16 protein-coding genes and 3 pseudogenes are annotated in these 24,029 nt (G+C 39.8%); 6 read left to right on the top strand and 13 right to left on the bottom strand.

Annotated elements, in window-relative coordinates; translation table 11 throughout:
• Positions 1 to 42 precede the first annotated feature (42 nt).
• A complete protein-coding gene (locus ACIQCE_RS15150; protein ID WP_400495785.1) occupies positions 43 to 561 on the bottom strand; it encodes a type 1 glutamine amidotransferase domain-containing protein in 519 nt (172 codons plus the stop codon).
• Positions 562 to 813: 252 nt separating this feature from the next.
• Between ACIQCE_RS15150 and ACIQCE_RS15145 the strand changes: the two genes are divergently transcribed.
• Positions 814 to 5,106, top strand: coding sequence for a multifunctional 2',3'-cyclic-nucleotide 2'-phosphodiesterase/3'-nucleotidase/5'-nucleotidase (locus ACIQCE_RS15145; RefSeq protein WP_400495783.1), 4,293 nt, complete (start codon positions 814 to 816; stop codon positions 5,104 to 5,106).
• Between the two features lie 7 nt (positions 5,107 to 5,113).
• Here the strand turns inward: ACIQCE_RS15145 and treR are convergent, their stop codons facing one another.
• The 6 genes from treR to ACIQCE_RS15115 form a co-directional block, all read right to left on the bottom strand.
• Positions 5,114 to 5,842: a trehalose operon repressor gene (gene treR / locus ACIQCE_RS15140; RefSeq protein ID WP_400495781.1), complete on the bottom strand. Its 729-nt coding sequence runs from the start codon at positions 5,840 to 5,842 to the stop codon at positions 5,114 to 5,116.
• A gap of 19 nt (positions 5,843 to 5,861) precedes the next feature.
• Positions 5,862 to 7,562: an alpha,alpha-phosphotrehalase gene (treC, locus tag ACIQCE_RS15135; RefSeq protein ID WP_400495779.1), complete on the bottom strand. Its 1,701-nt coding sequence runs from the start codon at positions 7,560 to 7,562 to the stop codon at positions 5,862 to 5,864.
• Positions 7,563 to 7,604: 42 nt separating this feature from the next.
• Entirely contained in the window at positions 7,605 to 9,026 is a 1,422-nt protein-coding gene (gene treP, locus ACIQCE_RS15130) for a PTS system trehalose-specific EIIBC component (protein WP_400495777.1), read from the bottom strand.
• 164 nt (positions 9,027 to 9,190) lie between these two features.
• Entirely contained in the window at positions 9,191 to 9,568 is a 378-nt protein-coding gene (locus ACIQCE_RS15125; protein ID WP_400495775.1) for a DnaJ family domain-containing protein, read from the bottom strand.
• A gap of 73 nt (positions 9,569 to 9,641) precedes the next feature.
• Positions 9,642 to 11,366: a methyl-accepting chemotaxis protein gene (locus ACIQCE_RS15120; RefSeq protein ID WP_400495773.1), complete on the bottom strand. Its 1,725-nt coding sequence runs from the start codon at positions 11,364 to 11,366 to the stop codon at positions 9,642 to 9,644.
• 31 nt (positions 11,367 to 11,397) lie between these two features.
• The gene (locus ACIQCE_RS15115; RefSeq protein ID WP_400495771.1) at positions 11,398 to 13,056 is read right to left on the bottom strand and encodes a pyridoxal phosphate-dependent decarboxylase family protein; all 1,659 of its coding nucleotides are present in this window, start codon (positions 13,054 to 13,056) and stop codon (positions 11,398 to 11,400) included.
• A 575-nt stretch (positions 13,057 to 13,631) separates the two neighbouring features.
• On the opposite strand from ACIQCE_RS15115, the gene ltaS reads away from it, so the two are divergent.
• Positions 13,632 to 15,614, top strand: coding sequence for a lipoteichoic acid synthase (gene ltaS, locus ACIQCE_RS15110; RefSeq protein WP_400495769.1), 1,983 nt, complete (start codon positions 13,632 to 13,634; stop codon positions 15,612 to 15,614).
• 432 nt (positions 15,615 to 16,046) lie between these two features.
• Here ltaS and nagE read toward each other — a convergent pair whose 3' ends face one another.
• Positions 16,047 to 17,411 (bottom strand): N-acetylglucosamine-specific PTS transporter subunit IIBC, encoded by a 1,365-nt coding sequence (nagE, locus tag ACIQCE_RS15105; protein ID WP_400495768.1) that lies wholly within the window; start codon positions 17,409 to 17,411, stop codon positions 16,047 to 16,049.
• Between the two features lie 190 nt (positions 17,412 to 17,601).
• Between nagE and map the strand changes: the two genes are divergently transcribed.
• From map to ACIQCE_RS15090, 3 genes and pseudogenes are all read left to right on the top strand, one after another.
• Positions 17,602 to 18,351: a type I methionyl aminopeptidase gene (gene map / locus ACIQCE_RS15100; protein ID WP_400495766.1), complete on the top strand. Its 750-nt coding sequence runs from the start codon at positions 17,602 to 17,604 to the stop codon at positions 18,349 to 18,351.
• A gap of 115 nt (positions 18,352 to 18,466) precedes the next feature.
• Positions 18,467 to 18,634, top strand: a complete 168-nt coding sequence (locus ACIQCE_RS15095) for a hypothetical protein (protein WP_400495765.1) — start codon at positions 18,467 to 18,469, stop codon at positions 18,632 to 18,634.
• 130 nt (positions 18,635 to 18,764) lie between these two features.
• A pseudogene (locus ACIQCE_RS15090) lies at positions 18,765 to 18,904 on the top strand (YflJ family protein).
• 560 nt (positions 18,905 to 19,464) lie between these two features.
• Here the strand turns inward: ACIQCE_RS15090 and ACIQCE_RS15085 are convergent.
• The 3 genes and pseudogenes from ACIQCE_RS15085 to ACIQCE_RS15075 all read right to left on the bottom strand — a co-directional run.
• Positions 19,465 to 19,650: pseudogene (locus tag ACIQCE_RS15085) on the bottom strand (T7SS effector LXG polymorphic toxin); the annotation flags it as partial.
• A gap of 1 nt (position 19,651) precedes the next feature.
• Positions 19,652 to 20,107, bottom strand: a complete 456-nt coding sequence (locus ACIQCE_RS15080; protein WP_400495764.1) for a hypothetical protein — start codon at positions 20,105 to 20,107, stop codon at positions 19,652 to 19,654.
• 18 nt (positions 20,108 to 20,125) lie between these two features.
• Positions 20,126 to 21,613, bottom strand: a complete 1,488-nt coding sequence (locus ACIQCE_RS15075; RefSeq protein ID WP_400495763.1) for a ribonuclease YeeF family protein — start codon at positions 21,611 to 21,613, stop codon at positions 20,126 to 20,128.
• A 349-nt stretch (positions 21,614 to 21,962) separates the two neighbouring features.
• On the opposite strand from ACIQCE_RS15075, the pseudogene ACIQCE_RS15070 reads away from it, so the two are divergent.
• Positions 21,963 to 22,112: pseudogene (locus ACIQCE_RS15070) on the top strand (transposase); the annotation flags it as partial.
• 96 nt (positions 22,113 to 22,208) lie between these two features.
• On the opposite strand, the gene ACIQCE_RS15065 reads toward ACIQCE_RS15070, so the two are convergent.
• Positions 22,209 to 23,315, bottom strand: a complete 1,107-nt coding sequence (locus tag ACIQCE_RS15065) for a nitric oxide synthase oxygenase (protein WP_400495762.1) — start codon at positions 23,313 to 23,315, stop codon at positions 22,209 to 22,211.
• A 99-nt stretch (positions 23,316 to 23,414) separates the two neighbouring features.
• A complete protein-coding gene (locus tag ACIQCE_RS15060; RefSeq protein WP_400495760.1) occupies positions 23,415 to 23,963 on the bottom strand; it encodes a PadR family transcriptional regulator in 549 nt (182 codons plus the stop codon).
• Positions 23,964 to 24,029: the final 66 nt, after the last annotated feature.

The raw sequence follows: 24,029 nt of genomic DNA, 5'->3' as shown, positions 1-24,029 counted from the left end.
ATCTAGATGTCTCTAAGGCAAAACATCTTTCACCATGTTCATTTATTTCGCAAGGAGTTTTAATGATTCGCGATTAAATGCTGGAATGTCGTCTGGTGTACGGCTTGTCACAAGCTGATCCTGACAAACAACCACTTCTTCATCTTTGAACTTTGCACCTGCGTTTTCCATATCGACTTTAATCGATATGTAACCAGTTGCCCCTCTACCTTTTAATGTCTTTGCAGTAATCAGCAATTGCGGACCGTGGCAGATCGCAAATACTGGTTTTTTCTCATCCATAAACGCTTTTGTAAATTGAACATAGCGATCATCTGCACGTAGAATATCTGGTGAGAATCCGCCTGGGATGAGGAGTGCATCGAAGTCTTCTGGCTTCACGTTATCAATGGACGCATCCACTTTCACTTCCGCTTCTCCTTTTTTCCCTTTAACCGTTTTTCCTTTTTCATCTTCAATGACTGTGATGTCATGACCTGCTTTTTTAAAGGCGTTCGCAGGCTCGGTAAATTCAACATCCTCAAAATAATCTGTTAGTAAAACGGCAATTTTCTTACCCATGTAGAAACCCTCCTGCATCATTATGTTTACATTACACAATATACCCGCTCGTTTTGGAATCAAACATCCTATTCCTATCTGAAAACCCCTTAGATTAAAATAATCATTTAGACCCATTCGCATTCCCTTATCAAGGTAATTCGGATAATTTGTGTTATCTTTACAATAATCTGCAAAAAATAACTACAAAAGTTAACGAAACATTTCTACAATAGGTATTGAGGTCAAGAAAATTAGAAAGGCGGAGATCAGGTGAAGAAGCAAGCAAATAGGGCTAAACGAAGGAAAAACTTGTCTATTCTGCTCACTTCCATTATGATGATTAGTCTCATTTTCCCAGCAACACTCATTCACGCAGAAGCAGAAAGCGGCAATGCCATTCAAGTGAGCATCTTAGCCACAACAGATGTTCATGCCAACATGATGAATTACAATTATTACAGCGACAAAGAAACAAATGAATTCGGTTTAGCCAAAACAGCCGAGCTGATTGAAAAACACCGTTCACAAAATCCAAATACACTTCTTGTTGATAACGGAGACCTGATTCAAGGAACCCCTCTTGGAGAATACGTTTACAAAAATGAGAAAAGTAGCATCATCAATCGAACAAAGGTTCACCCCATTATTCATACACTCAATCAACTAAAATATGATGCAGGAACACTTGGCAATCATGAATTTAACTATGGATTATCGTTCCTTGATGGAACCATCGCTGGTGCAAACTTCCCCATCGTAAATGCGAACGTCAAAAAATTAAATGGAGAACACCGATTTACTCCTTATGTGATTCAAAACAAAACGTTCAAAGATGCAAATGGAAGGTCACAAACCTTAAAAGTTGGATACATAGGATTCGTTCCGCCACAAATTATGACATGGGATAAGAAGAATGTAGATGGACAAGTTCAAGTACAAGATATAGTCGAGTCTGCCAATGAAACCATTCCTGAAATGAAAGAAAAAGGTGCTGATATCATCATCGCTCTTGCTCATACAGGAATTGAAAAAACAGCCCAGCCTAAAGGGTCAGAAAATATGATTTTTGACCTTGCCACAAAGACAAAGGGCATTCATGCCATTGTGTCCGGTCATCAGCATGGGGCATTCCCAAGTTCCGCTTACAGTGGTGTAGACACATTCGATGTATCCAAAGGAACCATCAATGGCATTCCAGTCGTCATGTCGAAAAACTGGGGAAGCTACCTCGGCATCATTGATTTAACACTGAAGCCAGACGGTAGCAAATGGAAAGTGACAAACGGAACAGGGAAAATTGAATCAGTCACGCAAGTCACATCTCAAAACAGTACAGTCAAAAATGCCATTCAAACCACTCACCAAAACACACTTGATTATGTCAGAAAGCCTGTCGGAAAAACAGAAGCAGACATTAATAGCTTTTTTGCCCAAGTGATAGATGATCCTTCAATTCAAATTGTGACAGATGCACAAAAGTGGTATGCACAAGAAAAAATGAAGGACACTGCGTATAAAAACTTACCGATTTTATCTGCGGGTGCGCCATTTAAAGCTGGCGGCCGAAATGGTGTCAATGATTACACGAATATTGCCAAAGGAGATCTAGCGATTAAAAATATCGGCGATCTCTATCTTTACGACAACACCGTACAAATCGTCAAGCTCAAGGGCAGTGAAGTGAAAGACTGGTTAGAAATGTCTGCTGGACAATTTAATCAAATTAAACCGAATAACTCAAATGAACAGCCAATTTTAAACGAAGATTATCGCTCATATAACTTTGATGTGATTGACGGTGTCACCTATCAAATTGATGTGACACAACCTGCAAAATATAGCACAACCGGCACACTCATTCATGCCAATGCAAACCGGATTAAAAACCTTTCATACAATGGAAAACCTGTATCTGCCAATCAAGAGTTTTTAGTCGTGACGAACAACTATCGTGCTTCTGGCGGTGGAGGCTTCCCGCATCTAACGCAAGATAAAGTCGTGCTCGCTTCTGCAGATGAGAATCGGCAAGTGCTAATGGATTATATCATTGAACAAAAAACAATCAATCCAAGTGCCGATCAAAACTGGTCCATTGTGCCAGTGAAGGGTGCGACTCTAACCTTTGAGTCTTCCCTCCTCGCAAAACCATTCGCAGAGAAATCAAACAACGTCGCATTTGTTCGTAACGCAAGCACAGATGGACTCGGTGTGTACAAACTATCCTTCACTCAAGATGGCACAACGGAACCACCTGCGTCAGACAACTGGAAATTGACCGTCATGCACACAAACGATACTCATGCACACCTAGATGATGCCGCAAGACGCGCCACAAAGATCAAAGAAGTTCGAGCCCAAAGTGAAAACAATATTTTATTAGATGCTGGAGATGTCTTCTCTGGTGACCTATACTTCACAAAATGGCAAGGACTGGCTGATTTAAAACTGATGAATTTGATGAAGTACGATGCCATGACATTTGGTAACCATGAATTTGACAAAGGACCAACAGCACTTCGTCAATTCTTAACAGGGGATGCCTCTCTTGTCGATGCAAACAACCGTCACAACTTTGAAAAGCCTGCCTTCCCCATTGTGTCATCAAACGTTGATGTATCAAAGGAAAAACAATTAAGCGATTTAGTGAAAAAGCCGACTACATTGAAAGCTGGCGAAAAAAAAGAACCCGGTATTTACCCTTACATCCTGCTTGATGTCAGCGGTGAGAAAGTCGCTGTATTCGGATTAACAACTGAAGACACAGCTATTACATCCAGTAGCGGACCTAATATTAAATTTAACGATGCTTATCAGAAAGCAACAGATACAGTCAACACGATTCAAACAGAAGAAAAAATCAATAAGATCATTGCCTTAACACACATTGGCTATCACCGTGATCTTGAGCTTGCAAAAAAGGTAGACGGTATTGACTTAATTATTGGCGGACATACGCACACCCTTGTAAAAAAATTAAAAGTCGTCAATAAAAAAGAACCAACAATTGTCGCACAAGTAAAAGATGATGGACAATTCTTAGGAAAAGTTGACGTGGCCTTTAACAAAAAAGGTGTCGTTCAGCCAAAAGAATCTTCTTTTCACCTCATGACGATTGATGACTCTGTCAAAGAAGATGCTGAAGCAAAAGCAATCCTTGACAAGTACAAGACCGATATTCACGATTTAAAAACAGAGAAAATCGGTCAGACAGATGTCCTTTTAGATGGACAGCGTGAGCACGTTCGTGCAAAAGAAACAAATCTCGGTGACTTTATCGCCGACGGTATGCTAAAGAAAGCCAAAGAATCTTCAGGCGCTGACTTAGCCATTACGAACGGCGGCGGTATTCGAAGCAGTATTGAAAAGGGAGATATAACACTAGGTGATATTTTGACCGTAATGCCTTTCGGAAACACGCTATATGTTGCTGATCTAAAAGGAAGCCAAATTAAAAAAGCACTCGAACAAGGCTTGTCAAGCATTGAGGAAGGCGGAGGCGCATTCCCTCATGTAGCTGGCATTGAATATACGTTTACACTGAGTAAACCAACTGGCAGCAGATTAATTGATGTGAAACTGAAAGATCAAAACGGCGGCCTGTCTGACATTGATGATCAGAAGACATACCGCGTGGCGACAAACGCATTTGTTGGCACAGGCGGTGATGGATACAGCGTCTTTACAGAAGCCTCTTATGGAGAAGACTTAGGCTATGTTGACTATGAAATCTTCAAAGAGCAAATTGAAAAAGCTAACGGCCGTATTTCACCAACCATTGACCATCGTGTGAAAGAGGTTTTCCTTCCTCATTCAAAAGGAAAAGGAGACTATGACATTCAAGATGATGAGAAGTTTCAAATGTATGTACAACATACAAATAAAGCATTGCTCTATTTAGACAAAGCTCGACATACCCAAAATATTCAATTGTCTCTATCAAAAGCGCAAATCACCGAGCTCAAGAAAAGAAAACAAGATCCATACGTGACCATCTATCATGATAGAGCCGGACTAGAATTACCGCTTGCCAACCTGTCAGAGAAGAACGCCGATGTATGGATGGCGAAAACAGGCAAGGTGAAAAATGCACTGACAGACACATATGATTTCCATATCAAGCAAAATAAGAAAAGTGTCTCCACCTTTAAAGAGCCTGTCAAACTATCATTTACATTAGATGAGCCAGCAAAGGCGAATAAACCTTCTATCTATTATGTTGATCGAGAGAAAAACCGCTTCTCTCAAACAAGTAACGGTTCCTTTAAAAACGGAGTTGTGACAGGTGAAACGAATCACTTTAGTGAATACACTGTTTTAAATCAAAGTGAAGCTGTTGCAACTGTACCAGATCAAACTGGTGATCAGGGCGATACAAATACACCCAGTGGAAATGATCCAAATCAAAATCAAAACGGAACGGATTTTCTAGGGGGTACACTGCCCCATACAGCAACTATGATGTATACCGCTATGTTGATCGGCTTACTCATGCTAGCCTCAGGTGGTATCCTATATGACTATCAGCGCAAGCGATCAAGAAAAGGTGTCTCATCTAAACAATAGACAGAGCCTACGCTCTGTCTATTTTTTCTCTTCTTGCAAAATCAACGAATCGAAACCGATCCAGCCGGTGCCGGCTTTCTGTGTATTGAAATAGACTCGTATCCTCCAAGAACACGTAATTTTTCACAACAACCACATGGTCCAATCCATTCAAATCAAGGTACTGTGCATCCTCTTCTGTACATGGCTCCACAACAAATTCCTTTTGAGCATAACTAATTGATACACCGAGTTCTCCTTCAATATACTCATAGATCGATCCTTCACAAATTTTCTTTGACAGTATCGGCACATGCTTTTGCAAAAAGTAATCCTTGTCTAAAATGACTTCTTCACCACTAATGTTGCGAGATCGAATGACCTCCCAGACTTCTTCTTGTTCATTTATTTTCAGCTGAGACTGAATATATGGAGCCGGTCTTTTTAATCCAAACTCATGAACAGTTGTGACTGTCTTCCGGCCAAGTGTCTGCGAGAGCTCTTTAAAGCTAACAAGACCTGAAACAGGGAACCGCATTTTTTCTCTATTCAGCAAAACAGAGCCTTTTCCCCGGATTTTTTGAATATAGCCATTTTGCACAAGAATGTTTAATGCCTTTCTTACGGTCTCTCGTGACGTGTCATACATCAAGGATAGCTCATGCTCTGATGGAAGGATTCCTTTATCCTGCCATTCACCTTGTTCAATTCGTCGTGCGAGCTGATCATATATCGCTCGAAATTTATTCTCTTTCATTTTCCCTCCGCTCCATTTTCTAGCGTTTGGTTAAATGATAAACGATTGACTCATATGGACGCAACGTAAAGGCCTTTATCTCTTTGGGCACATCATCATAATTGGATAAAAGCACGTGATGATTCATCTCTTCAACAGCCTGTTTCAACTCATCAGGAAGCGACCAATTCGCCTCTCCTGCATAAAAATGATTGATGACAAGCAGTTTCTCATTTTCTCCTTCTCTTATATAAGCAAAAATCTTCGGATCATCTGGCAGCAGCAAAGTGAAGCTACCATACGTGATGACATCGTATTCTTTACGTAACCTACAAAGTGCTTGATAATGATAAAAAATGGATTTCGGATCTTTTAATGAGGACTCGACAGTAAGATCGTTGTCTGCCGGCTCAATCCAAGGTGTCCCCGTTGAAAATCCACCATTCTTTTCGGATGTCCATTGCATTGGCGTCCGGGCATTATCTCTTGATTTAGCCTGTAAAATAGCCAGTGCCTCTTCCTCTGTTTTCCCTTTTTTAAGCATGACTTCGTACATATTGATTGATTCCACATCACGATAAGAGGTCATATCCCGAAAAGTGGGATTCTTCATGCCGATTTCCTCACCTTGATAAATATATGGTGTCCCCTGCATCAGATGAATAGTTGTAGCCAGCATCTTAGCCGATTGCTTATGATATGTGCCGTCATCTCCGTACCTTGATACGATGCGAGGCTGATCATGGTTGCACCAAAATAGCGCATTCCAACCGCCACCCTCGTGCATTTTCGTCTGCCATTCAGACAGAATCGATTTCAGTGCGAGAAAATCAAATGGTGCAATGGCCCACTTTTCACCATTTGGATAATCCACCTTCAAATGATGGAAGTTAAAGGTCATATCCAGTTCCTTTCGATCAGGTCGTGTGTACCGAATGCAGTCTGCTATATTGGTAGAAGACATCTCCCCAACCGTCATGCTATCGTATTTCGCAAACACCTCTTGGTTCATTTCATGCAGGAATTCATGAATTCTTGGTCCATCTGTATAGTACATTCGCCCATCACCTTGCACTGACTGTCCGGCGTCATCTAAAAATCGTTGATCCTTTGAAATATTATTAATGACATCTAGCCGGAACCCATCAATCCCTTTTTCAAACCAAAAGTGCATAATGTCATATACTTGCTTTCGGACTTTTTCATTTTCCCAATTTAAATCGGCTTGTGTGACATCATATAAATGAAGGTAATAATCACCGGTGGCTTCATCTCGTTCCCATGCTGGACCACCAAATTTCGATTGCCAATCATTCGGCGGAGAACCGTCCTCTTTTGGCTCCTTCCAAATATAAAAGTCCCGATAAGGGTTTTCCTTTGACTTGCGCGAGGCTTGAAACCATTCATGGAAAATAGACGTATGATTGACAGCAATGTCCATGATGACACGAATTCCTCGTTTATGTGCTTCTTTTAGCATGTGCTCAAAATCAGCCATTGTGCCGTACATCTCATGTAGTTTTTTGTAATTACTAATATCATAGCCATTATCGTATTGCGGAGACTCATACATTGGGGTCAGCCAAATACAGTCAGCTCCGAGCTCTCGTATATAGTCCAGCTTCTTGGTCACACCGTTAATATCACCTGTTCCAGAGCCAGTTGTATCTAGGAAACTCTTCGGATAAATTTGATAGACCACCGCTTTTTTCCACCACGGTTCATTTGTTTGTTGATGCAAATTCTTTCACCACCACTTGTTATTATCATATGAAAAAAAGGATTAGACTTCATCCTTTTTCCTCTTCAGTTTTGCGTATAAAAGGGTTCCAATGAATGGAACAATGAGGACAATGACCATACCTATGGCAAATGCGCCCCAATATTTCGGGATAATAGAAAATATACCCGGAATGCCTCCGACCCCGACAGAGCTTGCTAACACACCTTGAGAGGCGATGAACATGCCGGCTATTCCTGAGCTGATCATTGCAAAGATAAATGGGAATCTGTAGCGCAGGTTAACACCAAACATAGCCGGTTCGGTAATACCTAAATATGCTGAAATGCTAGATGTAAGTGACAGTCCTTTTTGTTTTTCATCCTTTAGGACGAACATCATTGCGAGAGCAGCAGATCCTTGCGCAATATTCGATAAGGCGAGCATTGGCCAAAGGAACGTGCCGTGCAGCTTTGAATTAATCAATTGAATATCTACTGCTAGGAAAGTATGATGCATTCCTGTGATGACTAATGCCGCATATAATCCACCGTATAACAGACCGCCAAGTGCCGCAAATTGCTGGAACACCGCCACTAGTCCAGATGTCAAAACGTTTCCAAGCGCAAACGTAATCGGTCCGATGACGATAAAAGATAAAAAGCCGATCAATAAAAGTGTAATGGGGGCAACGACTAACAGTTGAATACTTTCTGGTGTCCGTTTTGTTAAGAATAATTCAAGCTTTGTCAATAAATATGATGCGACTAATATGGGAAGAACTTGCCCCTGATAACCTACCTTTTGCACTTCGAGTCCGAATAGATGCCAAACTGGAATATCACCAGACTTTTCAGCCGCTCCATATCCCCAAGCATTTAACAAGTCGGGATGAACGAGCATGAGTCCAAGTACCATTCCTAAAAGTGGATTTCCTCCAAAACGTTTCACGGCCGACCAACCAATTAATGCTGGCAAGAATGTAAAGGCAGTCCCTGCGATGAGATTGATCATATTCGCTAAATCAGCCCATGCCGGATACACATCTACGATCGATTTTTGATCAAAGAAAATATCAGGAGCCGTTAATATGTTATTAATCCCCATTAATAAACCGGCTGTGACAATGGCAGGAAGAATTGGAATAAAGATATCAGCAAGCGTTTTCACAGCACGTTGCAATGGATTTAATTTCTGATCAGAGGCGCGTTTGACGTCCTCCTTTGTTGCTTCCCCAATCCCCGTTTGTTTCACCATTTCAGCATATATCCGGTTCACTACACCTTGGCCGATGACCACTTGATATTGACCGTTTGCTGAGAATGAACCTTTGACTTCATCAATTTGTTCTAGCGCTTTTTCGTCAACCTTTTCTTCATCCTTTAAGACAAACCGAAGCCTTGTGACACAATGTGTGGCTTGTTCAATATTTTCCTTGCCGCCGACGGCTTTCACAATCTGATCTGCTGCTGCCTGATAAGCCATGCTATCCCCTCCAAGATCGTTTTTATAAGAAAAAAGAACTAAAAATTGTATATACATGTTTACCTATTATTTTATATTTGTATATACATGTAGTCAACAATAAAATATAGCGCTTACATAAAAAGCTGCCTCTGTGTTGTCAGAAGGCAGCATGACATTATTTTTTATTCTCTGTTCACTTTTTCATAGACCCTGTTTTTATAAAAGGAGGAGGCAGAACGTGCGAATGTTTGGCGCTTTGCAGTTAATTCATCAAGACGTTTTTGTTTTTCCTCACAAACGAGAGAGCGTTTTACTCTTTCCTCTGAATCCATAGTCGTTTTAAGTAACTCCTTAACTGTCATCAGTTCTTTTTTTAATGCACTTTCTTCGCCAGCAAAACCTGCATTTTTCATGATTCGGTAGCCCATTCTCAATTCTTCGGGTACATAAGCGGCATCATCTTTCGGTAGCGGCTTTCCAAAGCCTGCTAGTCCCTCAAATGCACCGTTTTCCATTGCTTTTTTAATCCGTTCTTCTGACAGTCTCTGCGCGAAATCCATGGCTCTGCCCCCCTTTCCGTTTTATTTGAGCATAGCAAAAAAGCTGACTCTCATACAAGAGCCAGCTTTCTGGTTATTTTTCGTCGATTTTAAATGCTGCAACCATCTGTGCCAAGTCTTTTGACATATCAGATAGCTGTTCAATTGCACTAGAGATTTGCTGCATTCCAGCACTTTGCTGTTCTGATGCCGCCGCTACTTCTTGAGAGCTAGCTGCATGTTCCTCTGAAACAACAGAAATTTGTTCAATAGATGTTGAAATGGTTTGGTAAGCTCGTTTCACCTGCTGAATCGATTCAAGCAGATTATTGGTTCTGATTGCAAACTGGGAAACCCCGTCGTAAATACCAGCGAAGTTTTGAGACGTACCTTGCATTTGCTCACGTCCTTCTTCCACTGCTCGGCTGCTTTCCTCTACGCTCTCAAGCACACGCTGACTGTTTTCCTGTGTACCAATGACTAAGTCTGACACTGTCTTAGCCGCATCTGCCGATTGTTCAGCAAGCTTACGAACCTCATCTGCCACAACAGCAAACCCTTTCCCTTCTTCTCCAACACGTGCCGCTTCAATAGAAGCATTTAGTGCTAGCAAATTCGTTTGCGCTGAAATGTCCGTAATAATCGAGATCACACTTTCAATTTTTGTTGAGTGTGATTTCAGTTCTTCTGCTGCCTGTTTTGAGTTCGTCATCATGTTGTGTAACACATTCAGATGCTCAAGCACATGTTGAACCAGCTTCTGGCCTGATTCTGATTGCTCCTGTACATTCGATGAAACGGATTTCATTTCATCTACCTCTCTTGTCACGCCTTCGATTTGTGTGTCGATTTCAGCAACAGAGGTCGTACATTCCGTAATGTTTGACACAGAATCATTGATGCCTTCACTCATATTCGCCATCGCTTCTGACACTTGCTGAGCACTTTGACTAGATTCATTCGTCACCGTGCGAAGCTGTGAGGACATTTTGGAAACTTCACTTGATGAGCTGGAGATTTTGGCAATAAGCTCTTTGATCCGTCCCTGCATCTTTTGGAAGGAAGCAGCTAATTGGCCGATCTCGTCTTTACTTTCAACCTCCACCGTTCCGGTTAAGTCGCCCTCTGCAATACGGTTGGCTGTCTCCATAAGTGAGCGTGCCGGTTTCGCAATTCTTCTTCCCATAATAAACGAGAAGAGTAATCCGCCAATCAGCACAATAATAGAAGCAACTGATATATAGATTGTCAGCTTCTTCGTAGTTTCTGGAACAACAGAGGCATCTAAATCAATACCTAAAACCCCAGTCAGCTCACCGTCTGAATCTTTTATTGGTAAAAAGACTGATTTATGCGTACCATATGAATCATTGTAAATATCACTTTTCACTACTTTATCTTCAGATAGAGCTTGCTTCATTTCATCTGAAAAAGCATAATCCTGATTAAAATCATTGTCTTCCCCAGTTAAGACAATAATTCTCTCCTTGCCGCCCTTATTAGATAATACGTATAAGTTCTCAAGCGAATGATTTTCTTTAAGCTCAGTAATTTTCTTTTTGGCTTCAACATAAAGCGGATCATTCTTCCCGCTAATGCTTAAGACATTTCCATCAATATTGTCGATTTCTTTTTTAGCTGTATCAATATCTGTTGTTAATCGATAATCAAACTGCTTTAATAACTGGGATGATAAATCCTGGCTGACCAGATAAAATGTTAAAACGAATAATGCAACAGTTACGAGTAATGTTCCGACAACGACTGACATGATTTTGGAGGATATCGTTAATCCTCCAAATTTACTTTGTTTCGCCATTTTTTTCTACATCTCCACTCTCATGTTTGATTTAAGCATGTACACATTCAAATTGTCCACAAACTGATGCGATCACGTCTTTTAGATAAGATACGATATGAGGTATATGCTCCGGCAATGTATAAGGCGAGATCACAAAAAACTTACTAACACTTAGATAAAATTCTTGACCTTCTTTAGAATTCACAAGTAAAAACTTCGTTGTATCTCCAAAGAACATTTCGTCTCTTTTCTCTCCAAGTTTTTCGAAAAGCATTTTGTTGAGTTCATTATTCCGCTCGATTTCAATCGATGATGCCATTCCGGAGATTTCTTCTTTGAATCGTGGAGAGTCGTCAAGATAAATTCTAAATAATGTGGCCATCCCTACGTTGTCATCATTTACGACTTCTGCTTGCGGAATTTCCTGACTTAATGCCTCTCTAAATTTCAAATTCACCTCTAAAAATTGACCGAGTAAGCGCTGATAACCTTCTATTCCAAACGTTAACAAGACACTCAGCATGCTGATAGAGCTTCCCATTCTTGAGCATTCGAGTGTATAACCCGTATGGTACTCACCATAGCCTCTATGTCCAACATACGGTGTTTCTTGTTCTTCTAAATCCAGACGCTTTAAATCAGCAGCGTTCTTCACTAAGAATAAACTGGATGTATACGGTGTTTGACCAAGCTTTTGAAAATCAAAGCACATGGTATCTGCAAGAGAAAGATGACGGAATTTCGCTTTGATTTCTTTTAACATACGAATGACACCGCCTGAGAATTGCAGCGGGTTTTCAGATATATCATACTCATTAAAGAAAGCAAAAAATCCGCCCAGTGCTGAATCTGCATGAATATGCGGCACATTCAGCCCATACTTCTCAGCAATCGCTTCTGCCGTTTCACGTACCCCTTTCACATCATCAATCGCAATGGCATCTGTTGTTCCTGTCGTTGCAACAATATAAATGGGTATTCCGCCGTCTTGTGCAACGCGCTCCATTTGACAACGCAAATCTTCCATATCCATTGAATGATCCTTATTCGTTTTAATTCTGATTAAATTATTTGTACCAAGCCCTGTTGCTTCCATTGACTTAAACAAACTATAATGTGCTGCATCAGAACAAAACGCATAAAGATTCTGCGGGACACCTTTTCTTAATGACTCCGGCGCCACTTTAGCAATCGCTAAACGAAGTCCTGAAAAAATAGCCCCTTGACCTCCCCATGTTGTGTATCCCCCGCTCACACTTGGATCATATCCAATGAGCTTAGACATCATTGAAACCACTCTGACCTCAGCTTCAGCACCTGCTGGCCCATAAACATCCCATAAGTTGTTTCCATTTACCAGCATGGCAGTCAGCATGCCTAGAATTCCCGGTGTACTTGCCATTGGCAAAATGTTCGTGAAGAAATACTTTGTGTGGTATGGATGGTTATATAAAAGCTTAAGTAATTCTTCATTAACTTGTTCTGCTTTTTGACCATTTACCGGAATTTCACTTGTTTCAGTGAGCTTTTGATAAAAATCCTCGCCACGATTCTTTTCACCTTTTAGGTGAGCACGGTTCGGATCTTTCAGATGATCGACTCCTGAAATGATCTGTTCCATTAATTTGACGAGTTCTTTACGCTCCTCTTCATTTCCGTCCTCACTCGGAAACCAGTTTTGAACGAGGTTCTCTTCTCGTACAGTCATATACTATCAATCCTTTCAATGGAAGATTTCCTGTCATTCTCTATATCGACCTCAATTGAAAAGTTTATAGTCTTGAAATGTTCGCTTAAGTATATCTAGATAATTTGTTTATTCTTTAAAATTAATAAAACCCTTACAAATCCCACGAAATCATTTATTTCACGAAACAATAAAATATATTAAAATATTATTATGAAAGGGTTTTTATCCATCTGTTTTCTTCGTTCTTGTGTTCATTTTCTTCGCTCAACAAGCATAAACATCTGTAAACACTAGAAATTCTTACAAAAACTTCGTTGTAGTATTAAATTAATTCTTTAGACTTGTGTCTTTTTACCTTCTTTATTGATATAACAACAGAAAAACACTGAATTTTCTGTTAATAAAAGGATAAATTTCATAAGAAATTTTTCGATCATCGAATACTTTCGATTTGTCTCCTTTTATGGTTCGGACAAGCCTTTTACGCCCTTTGCTGGTTATGACTTTTCTATTTCAGTATTTCGTGGTATATTCTAATGGTTCGTTTTCTTTCGTTCCGCCTCTTCCGTGTTTCGGAGAAAAGGAGTGTTTTTATGAAAACATTTATTCAAAAAAGAGGTCTCGGCTTCTTTGTGATTGCAGCCATCTTACTTTGGCTGAAAACTTATTCAGCTTATGTAATTGAATTTCATCTTGGTATATCAAATATGCTTCAGCAAATTTTGCTTTTCGTGAATCCTATTAGCTCCAGCTTGTTCTTTCTTGGCTTTGCTTTATTGTTCAAGAAAAAATGGCAGCCTGCCGCTATCATTGTGATTCACTTTTTCATGTCTTTTTTACTATACGCAAACATCGTGTACTATCGATTCTTTAATGACTTTATCACGCTGCCTGTTGTGATGCAGGCAGGAACGAATGGCGGACAATTAGGTGATAGTGCATTCTCACTCATGCGTTGGACTGATATTCTTTACTTTATCGATACAATTGTGTTGATCGTACTTGCAGTTCGCATGAAAAGGCAGCAAAAAACAAGTACATCTACTGTACCTGTACAAAGGTCTAAATCATTCAGACTCGTTCTTGTGTCCTCTGTCGTGATCTTTATAATCAATTTGATCGCTGCAGAAATTGATCGCCCAGAGCTTTTATCAAGATCCTTTGATCGTAATTATCTAGTGAAATACTTGGGTGCTTATAACTTTACAGTGTTTGATGCCATTCAAAATGTGAAATCAAACAGTCAGCGTGCACTGGCAAACTCAAATGATGTAACAGATGTAGAGAACTATTTAAAAGCAAATCGTGCAGATCCAAATCCTGCGTATTATGGGAAAGCGAAAGGCATGAACGTCATTACGATTTCCCTTGAATCTCTGCAAAATTTTGTCATTGATTATAAGGTGAATGGAAAAGAAGTGACCCCGTTTTTAAATTCATTGGCACATGACAACAAAACGTTTTATTTTGATAACTTCTTCCATCAAACAGGACAAGGGAAAACGTCTGATGCTGAATTTATGATGGATACTGGGCTATTCCCATTATCACAAGGCTCTGTTTTTATTAATAAAGCTCAAAATACGTATCAAGCACTTCCAGGCATCTTGAAGAAGGATCATTACACGTCAGCAGAATTTCACGGAAATACAAAAACATTCTGGAACCGTAATGAAATGTTTAAATCCTTTGGTTATGACAGATTTTACGATTCTGAGTATTATGATATGAATGAGCAAGATACGAAGAACTATGGATTGAAAGACAAACCGTTCTTCAAAGAATCCATGCCGTTGCTGAAAAAGCTGAAACAGCCGTTCTACTCGAAATTCATCACGTTATCAAACCATTTCCCATTTGGAATGGATGAAGGTGATACAGATTTCGAACCTGGTGATTTCGGCGATTCTGTTGTGAATAACTACTTCCAATCGGCCCACTATTTAGATGAAGCGATTGAACAGTTCTTCAAAGATTTAAAAAAGTCCGGTCTATATGACAATACCGTGATCATCATGTACGGAGATCATTACGGTATATCAGAAAACCATCATGAAGCAATGGAAAAAGTCACAGGACAAAAAATTGGAGATTATGAAAATGCCCAGCTCATGCGTGTACCTTTGTTTATCCATGTACCAGGCGTGAAAGGCGGACAGATTCATAAATACTCTGGTGAAGTAGATATTGCGCCAACTCTTCTGCACCTGCTTGGTGATGATACGAAGAACTATTTAATGTCTGGTTCTGATATCTTGTCTAAAAACTTTAAAGAGCTTGTGCCATTTAGAAATGGAGACTTCGTATCAAAAGACTACACGAAAGTTGGCAATGACTATTACAGTAATAAAACAGGCGAGAAAATCGAACCTACAAACAAAGCAATTCAAGAAAACGAAACGGTGAAAAAAATGTTAGAAACATCTGATAAGATCGTCACAGAAGACTTACTTCGTTTCTATCAGCCTAAGGGCTTTACACCGATTAATCGCAACGACTATGACTATACAAAGAAGGTACAGGATGAAAAGGACGAATCGTCCACCCAAGAAGATTCCGGCTCTACTTCACACTAATCTATCTCACCGATAAAGAACCAGATTGTTCGGCAAAGGGCTTTGGCCCTTTGTCTCTTTTCAAGCGTGAATTGAACACCTTTGAAGTCTTGAAAGACCCGAGCTATTTATGCAAAGCGAATGAAACATTCGTGAGAACCGACGCTCGATATCTAACTACGACTGTCTACACGCTGAAGCATCCTCTGCATGAGCTGAGGATGCTTTTCTTTATTAAGATGCCATCACTACATGCGGCTTTAACAACTGTTTGACATTGTATTATTACATATACTGGAGTCCATTGGAGAAAAGCGGTCTAGGCCAACGAACAACTTTCACATGAAGGCGAGAAAACGTCTAGTAAATATAGCTTGCAACACTTGCGTACATAATATAGGGGAGCGTAAACAAAAAAGCGTTCAGCCAAATCAACTTGGCTGAACGTTTCTTTTAATCGCGATCTACTTGCTTACGCAGGTCATCTGCTACAAACTCAACATTCGTCCCAATGATAATTTGAACGGACGATTTCCCTGAGGTCAGTACCCCTTTGGCACCCGCTTTTTTCAATTTTCCTTCGTTAATTAAATCCGTATCTTCTACTGTTAAACGAAGACGCGTCGCACAATGGTCAATCGTCGTGATATTGTCTTTACCACCTAATCCCTCTAACAGCGAGCTCGCTCCAAGAGAAGCTTCATGATTTTCAGCCATATCTTCTATGTCATCATCTTCCCTACCCGGCGTCTTCAACTTTAACAATTTAATGAGAAAATAGAAGACAACAAAGTAGATGATGCCGTAGATGACCCCGACCACTAATAGCAAAATCGGTTTCTGTGCGATACCGAAACTTAATACATAGTCAATTGCGCCTGCAGAAAAGGCGAAGCCGCTATGAATTCCCAATGTATTAACGATGAACAGCGAAAGCCCTGTTAAGATGGCATGTACGCCATATAATAGTGGTGATAAAAACATAAATGAAAACTCGATTGGCTCCGTAATACCTGTAATAAAAGAAGTGAGCGCCATCCCAATCATGAGCCCAGCAGTCGCTTTTCTCTTTTCAGGCTTTGCTGTGACCACCATGGCAAGACATGCAGCCGGTAGTCCAAACATCATCACGGGGAAGAATCCCGTCATAAAGACGCCTGCACTTGGATCTCCTTTAAAGAATCGTGCCAAATCACCTGTTGCTCCGTTGAATTCCCCAAACTGAAACCAGAATAAATTATTGAGCACATGGTGAAGCCCTAGTGGAATAAGCAAACGGTTAAAGAAACCAAACAGCCCTGCTCCAGTTGCTCCAAGGCTTAAAATCCATTCCCCCAAATCATTGATCACACTTTGAATCGGAGGCCAAACATATCCGAAAACGGCCGCTAATATAATAGTGAAAAGTGCTGTGACAATCGGCACAAGCCGTCTCCCACTAAAAAATCCTAAGTATTCTGGGAGCTTCGTATCCTTAAATCGATTGTAAACGTAACCTGCCAAGAGCCCGCATAAAATACCGCCCAATACCCCCATATTGTTGGTCGAGTTAATAGAAGTCGTTCCCGCTGTCAAAATAAAATAGGAGATGGCCCCTGATAATGCGGCTGCTCCATTGCCATCTTTTGAGATACCGATGGCCACCCCCATCGCAAAAATTAACGCCAAATTCGCAAAAATTGCATTTCCTGCTGCATGAATAAACGGGATATTAAATACATCCTCCCGCCCAATTGCCAAAATAATTCCTGCCGCAGGAAGTACAGCGATTGGTAGCATAAATGATTTTCCTAACTTTTGAAAAAACTGAAACACCATCTGAATTCTCCCCCCTTCGTCATCATCATGACCTCAATCTTTCATGATGTTCATAAAAAATATATCATATGCACATCTAGTTATCTATACCAATTTGTCCACATCAATCGAAATCCTGTCCTTTACTCTTTTTGCTTAAAATATGGTAAGCTATTGAATAGAATGAAGATATAGAAAGCGGGAATGAACAGTGATTGTCAAACATGACCATGAGCTAGAAGCATTAAGAACAGTCGGTCGAATTGTCGCTTTGGCAAGAGAAGAGATGAAAAGCCAAGCGAAGTCAGGCATGTCAACAAAGGAATTAGATTTGATTGGTAAAAAAATATTAGAAGAACATGGAGCCAATTCAGCTCCTGAAAAGGAATACAATTTCCCTGGTACAACTTGTATTAGTGTAAACGATGAAGTAGCACATGGCATTCCAAGTGAGAAAACCATCTTACAAGAGGGTGACCTGATTAACATTGATATATCAGCAGAGCTTAACGGCTATTATTCCGATACAGGTATTTCATTTGTACTAGGCACGGGCGATGCTCGTCTTGAAGCATTATGTCAATGTGCTGAAGATGCGTTCCTTGAAGGATTGAAGCATGCGAAAGCCGGTAAAAGACAAAATCAAATTGGTCGTGCGGTTTACAATACAGCAAAAGAACAAGGCTTTACTGTTATTAAGAACTTGACAGGACACGGCATTGGGAAAAGTCTGCACGAAGCACCAAATCATATTCTGAACTATTATGACCCATTCGATAATGCATTATTTAAAAATGGAACGGTGATTGCCTTTGAACCTTTCATTTCAACAAATGCTGAAACCATTTATCAGGCTGATGATGGCTGGACATTTAAAACGCCAGATAAAAGCCTTGTGGCACAAATTGAGCATACGATCGTGATCACAAAAGACGAACCAATTATTTTAACGAAACTTTAAGTCATTTTCCCCTCTACAATCTAGAGGGGATTTTTCATGTTCCCTTCACGAATCTAGCATGACTAAACAAAAAAGCCTGTGGTAAAATAGGCAAAGATATGCGAAAGGGGTCTTAATGGATATGTGGTTCACCATCATAGGTGTGATCTTTTTAATTGAAAGCATTATTTTAACGGTCGTCGGTCTCAAGAAGAAACAATCAATGATGACTTATCTTGGCGTTGTCTTAATGATCATGACAATTGGAATGATCATTGTCACACTCAATCCGCCAAATTCATAATTTCTCATTTTCAGCACATGGATCATAGGCAGATAGAATCAGTGTTCATTTTTTCAAGCCTGCACACTGTTCACCCTCTTTTTTGAGATGTTACAATGCAGTCAGTTTCAATTTGAAAGGAGTTTCTATCATGCATTATGGTAGCAAAGGCTGGTATGTAGCAGAGTTGAAAAAGCTTGGTGTCACAAAGCATGAAGGTAGAAAACTTCAAAGCTTCAAAACCTATTTCTAGCAAATCTTCTTGAGCAAAATAAGCGAGCTCATAAGTGAATGTGAGCCGTACATCTTATGATTGATGTACGGTTTTTTTATGTGTGCTGTATCCGTCTTTCTCACTGAATCTGCCAAAGCCTCCACCTCAGGATGTCTCTGCGTAAATCTTACTTCATGTGCATCTTGACTTGATTTAACGCTTTGTTCATATGTCGTTTAGAAATAGGATAAGAAACTGGCTCATTGTATGGTCCTTGCGCTCATGAAATTTGATATTCTCCGTCCGTCTCTATAATTGCAAAGCCATTCCCATGATGTATTTTTTTCATTCCTTCTACCTCATTAGTTTAATATATATCAGAAACCATAAATACCAAGTATTGATCATATTTTTAGAAAGAAAAACTATCCTAGATACAGTTCTACCAGCTATCCAAACTGAGAATGCCATCTGGTAAGGCCACATCCCTCATCACCTTTGATAAGGAATAGGCGGGTCTCCCAATAAAAAAGCGGACAACAAACAAGATTTTCAATAAATATATTTGCATTATTCAACTTAGAAGATATAATTCTTTTAGAGTTACTATAAAATCAGAATCTGTTTTTAATTCAATCTTATGACTTAATTTAGAAGATTCTTTCGCAATCTTGCGGGCTTCTTCTTGTTCTTTTTTGATTTTGAGATATTCAGAAGTTTGCTTTTCAATATCGCTTTTTGCCTTGTAGATTTCACTATTTTGATACGCTTTCTTATCAAAATTGATCGGTGAAATGGTTTTTCCGTCATTTGCCGCATTCATCTTACTTATTGAGATTTTGAACCAAATATTCCTTAAGGTTTTTATCATTACCGTAAACTTCAAAATAAGAAAAGTCAAACGCACGTATTTCAATTTCCGCTAAAGGGTGTTGGATCCCCTCATCTTCTTCTGTTTCTGGCGTAGAATTTAAATCCCATTCAATTTGTAAACCTTTTTGAAAACCTATAAAGACTCCTGATTCAAATTGAACAATTTGATTTACACTATCTATTAATTCATCTGTTGACATCGCACTCAAATCTTGAGTTGGGAATAACTCAAAAAGAGAAGAATGAGTTGAGCCAAAAACATCAAATACAAACCATTGATAATCCTGTTTAAATCCCTTTATGCAAAATAAAATTTTAGCAAGCTGCTCCCCTAAGCAAGATAACTCATCATTAAAATATTCAAAACCCCTTATTTTCAACAGAAATTCTGATTCTTTTAGACCCATTCAAATCTCCTCCAAAAATTATTCTTTAAAACTCCAAGATCCATCCTTAAAGACTGCAGGATGAGAATGTGGATTTGCATGGTCACCTCTGCCATGATTTGTCCAATCTGTTCTTTGTATGGGTGTACCGTCTTTTCCCCATTCAAGGGTTTGAATGTAACCCTGTTTACGCCCTTTTCTATAACCAATTTGTGTGTGAGGAAACTGTGAATCTGGTTTATGGACTGTTCCATTGACTAGTTTCCCATTCTCGTATTTTGGAAGGCTTACATTTTTACCATTAGCATCTTTTGGTATATATTGAGGCTCTTTAATTACAGCTAAATCACTTTTAAATCCTTTCGCCCCAAACGGCAAAAGCATCCCCAGCGCCGCATTCATACTCACTTCCTGCTGTTCTTTCGAGATTTTATTTCCAAACATGTCTCTGCCTGTAATCGCTTCGCTGAAGCCGTTGGCGGCGGTGAGACCATATAAGCCTTTTTGGGAGGTTTTCAATGCGTCAAAAGACTTTTGCGATGTCTTGTAAATATCGACTGCTGTGACTGCGGCTGATGTGGCTTGGGTGGTTTTATAGACAGCCTTTCCGCCTTTGAAAATGCGCCCTGCCCAGCCGACAATTGGGATATAACCTGCTGCTGCCATTCCGCCTGCCGCGACTCGCTGTCCTGAAGTGAGTTCTTCACCTGTGATCGGGTCAATACCTGTTGCGGCTCGTTTGGCGTCATTCACTCCGGTCAGTTCATTCAAAAGCATACCGCCATCATCAAGTGCTTTTTCATACCAAGGACGGTTCGCCAGTGCTTCTTGTTCTTTTGCAATCTTGCGGGCTTCTTCCTGTTCTTTTTTGATTTTCAAATATTCATAAGTTTGCTTTTCAATATCGCTTTTTGCCTTGTAGATTTCACTATTTTGATACGCTTTCTTATCAAAATTCATCGGTGAAATGGTTTTTCCGTCATTTGTCGCATTCATCATTTCGGCGTACAATGCCATTGTAGCCTGCTCTTCAGTCTCTGACAAAGCGTATTCATCTTTTAGATGTTGGTCTAATTCGTTTAAATCTTTTACGGTCTTTTTCCGTTCGTCTTCGGCATCCGTTATCTTTTCATCAAAGATTTGATCATCAAACACATCAAGAGAGATGAGATCATCTATATCCTGAAAAATGGTTTCTAGTGCCTTCTTTTGATCAGATACAATGCTTTTGGCGTTTTTTAACCCCATCTCTACCTGATTTTCTAAAAAGTGTTCATCAATAAAAGTATCACCGCCGAAATTGGCATCTTCAAGTGTACCCGCAACACCTTCGTGAAAGGCTTTTTGTTTATCTATAAAGCTAATCAACATGTCTACATTTTCAGCAAGCTCTTGATAAAAACTTTTAATATTGTCGGCACCTTTTCCCGTGAAATCATCACCGAGATTGGCTACACCTTGTAATGCCTTTTTTAAATCTATCATTTGTTCTCGGAGTTCCTGATAGTGCTTGGCTCTTTCTTCCATAGCGCTTGTTAGTGCTTTGGCATCAAGTATTTTCCCCAGAAGAAATCACTCCCTCCTATTCATTGATAAGGACAATTTTACCAATGCAAAGATTGTCATTAAATAGGGAGAAAGATATAAAAATACCACTCATATGATTACGAGTGCTGTCGATTTGGGTTTTCAGTAGAGGCTGTTGCCCTTGATTGTGGTTATTTGACAATCACAATTTGTAAAGGTTTATCGGATCGTCGTATTTTTGGTGTCATCGCACATAGACGTTTTCATCCAACAAGAGGATTATTTGCAAAAAGGAACATAAAGAAAAAGTCAGACAAAATCGGCTGTCTGGCTTTGGAAAAGAGCGATACAAAAAAAGAAAAAAATAGAGCAAAGCTTTGCAGATTGAAAACAACTGCATGGGCTTCGCTACTGCCGGTTGAGGGGAAAACAAAATGTGAGTGAGCAAGTTCTTCTCACAGCCGCATGTCAAAACATGAAAAAGATTGCTACACAACTCAAAGCTAGGTGTGTGGGAGGGCTTTATCAATCTACGTTAAAAATAAAAAAGATTGTAGAAAAACACGAGTTTCTCTACAATCTGCCTCGCTAGAAGCTAGGCTTTTTCTACCCGTTTATATGGCTTTTCTTGATAAAAATAATTTGGTTTTACGATCGCATTTTCATAATTTCGATGAAAAATGTGAGTGGCAGCAGGCGATACCGGTGGGATGAGCCATGTCCAATCCCCTGTCAGCCGACGCTTGGACCTCTCCTCTTGCTTTTCAAACTGTTTAAACTGGTGTGCAGCAGTATGGTGATCTACAATCGTAACCCCTGCTTCACGATAGGAATGAAGCACAGCCACATTTAATTCCACAATGGCTTTATCTTTCCAGAGAGACGCATTTTTTGTTGTGTCCAAATCTAAGATAGAAGCGACTTTTTTTAACATATTGTAGCGATGTTCATCAGCTAAGTTACGTGCACCAATTTCTGTTCCCATGTACCAGCCATTAAACGGTGCAGCGTTATAATGAATACCGCCAATCTCTAGTTTCATATCGGCAATGATTGGAACGGCGTACCATTTTAGTCCTAGATCATGAAATTTTTCATATTCAGGATGCATTATATCAACTTCCAAGACGATCTCTTTAGGTAGGTCATAAAGAACCGGCGGCTGATCTTTCATCTGAAACATAAGAGGCAGAATATCAAAATGTGTACGTTCCCCTTTCCAGCCATGAGCTTCGCAAATTTTTGTCAGTTCAAGGGATGCCTCATCTCCTATGATGCCGTATTCAGTCTCATACCCAGCATAACGAACAAGCTGATGATTATAGATGACGACTTCCTGCTGCCTGTGATGCTCAGGTGGAAATATCGTAATGGAAGGTCTAATTTTCCCACCATTTGTGGCATATTCAATATGATGAAAGAGTGCCTCCTTCACCTCGTCCGCTGTTTTCACATGCCGGCAGTCATGCACATGCAAAGTCGACCAAAACAGGCGGCCAATGCAACGATTGCTGTTGCGCCATGCCATTTTGGCTCCATGAGTTAATTCTTCTGTTGTGTGAGTATAAACACCCGCAGACTCAATTTCTTCTTTTATTTCATGCAAACGTGCTACTTTCTCTTCGTTTGACTTGTTTAATTCTTCATAGCATAAAGAAATAAAAGCTTCTGCTTCATTCCACAACGTTTCTTGGTTATTCAAACATACTCGCCTCACTTTAATACGAATATATTCATTGTAGCGGTTTCTATTGATAAATTCACTAGTTTCAAACCATTTTTTATCAAATCAATTGATGATTTATTGATTGATGAAGTGAAGGGTCTTTTGGAGCCAAAGAACATATCCTTTTTCTCTTTCTATCGCTCTTGTCAGTACTAAAAAATGCCCAAATTGCACGGAATGTAGCAATTGCACTGAAGGGTCTTCCTCAGTTAAGACTTTTAGCTTATGTTCAAGCATATCCACCTTCTTAGTCCGTTCCAAAAGTTGATGTGTAAACAATTCGACTGCATCTTTCTTGTCCATAGATGAGATGAAGAATGTTTTCAGCATGAATTCATCCTTTGTTGTCTCAGGAATCGGGCCTTTTGTCCTTAGCCACTCGTCCAATTCCACCTTCCCTGCATCGGTGATTTGATAGACCTTTTTCTCTAATTTCTTCCCTTGTATGTGAACATCAAATTGAATAAATCCTTCTTCTGTTAGACGCTTGAGCTCTGGATAGATTTGGCTGTGCTTGGCACTCCAAAACTGTCCAAGGGTATCCTTAAAGTGCTTGGTGATATCGTATCCAGTCAGATCACGCTGATCTAGTAAACCAAGAATAGCGAATTTTAGTACTCTCATTATGTGCCTCCAACGTGTTTTCTTTGACAATAGTATACCATAAATATTAAAATAAACATGTAAATA

This window comes from Bacillus sp. NPDC093026 (genome assembly GCF_044754665.1).
GTDB lineage: Bacteria > Bacillota > Bacilli > Bacillales > Bacillaceae > Bacillus > Bacillus maqinnsis.
This window is presented reverse-complemented; position numbering and strand designations above follow the sequence as displayed.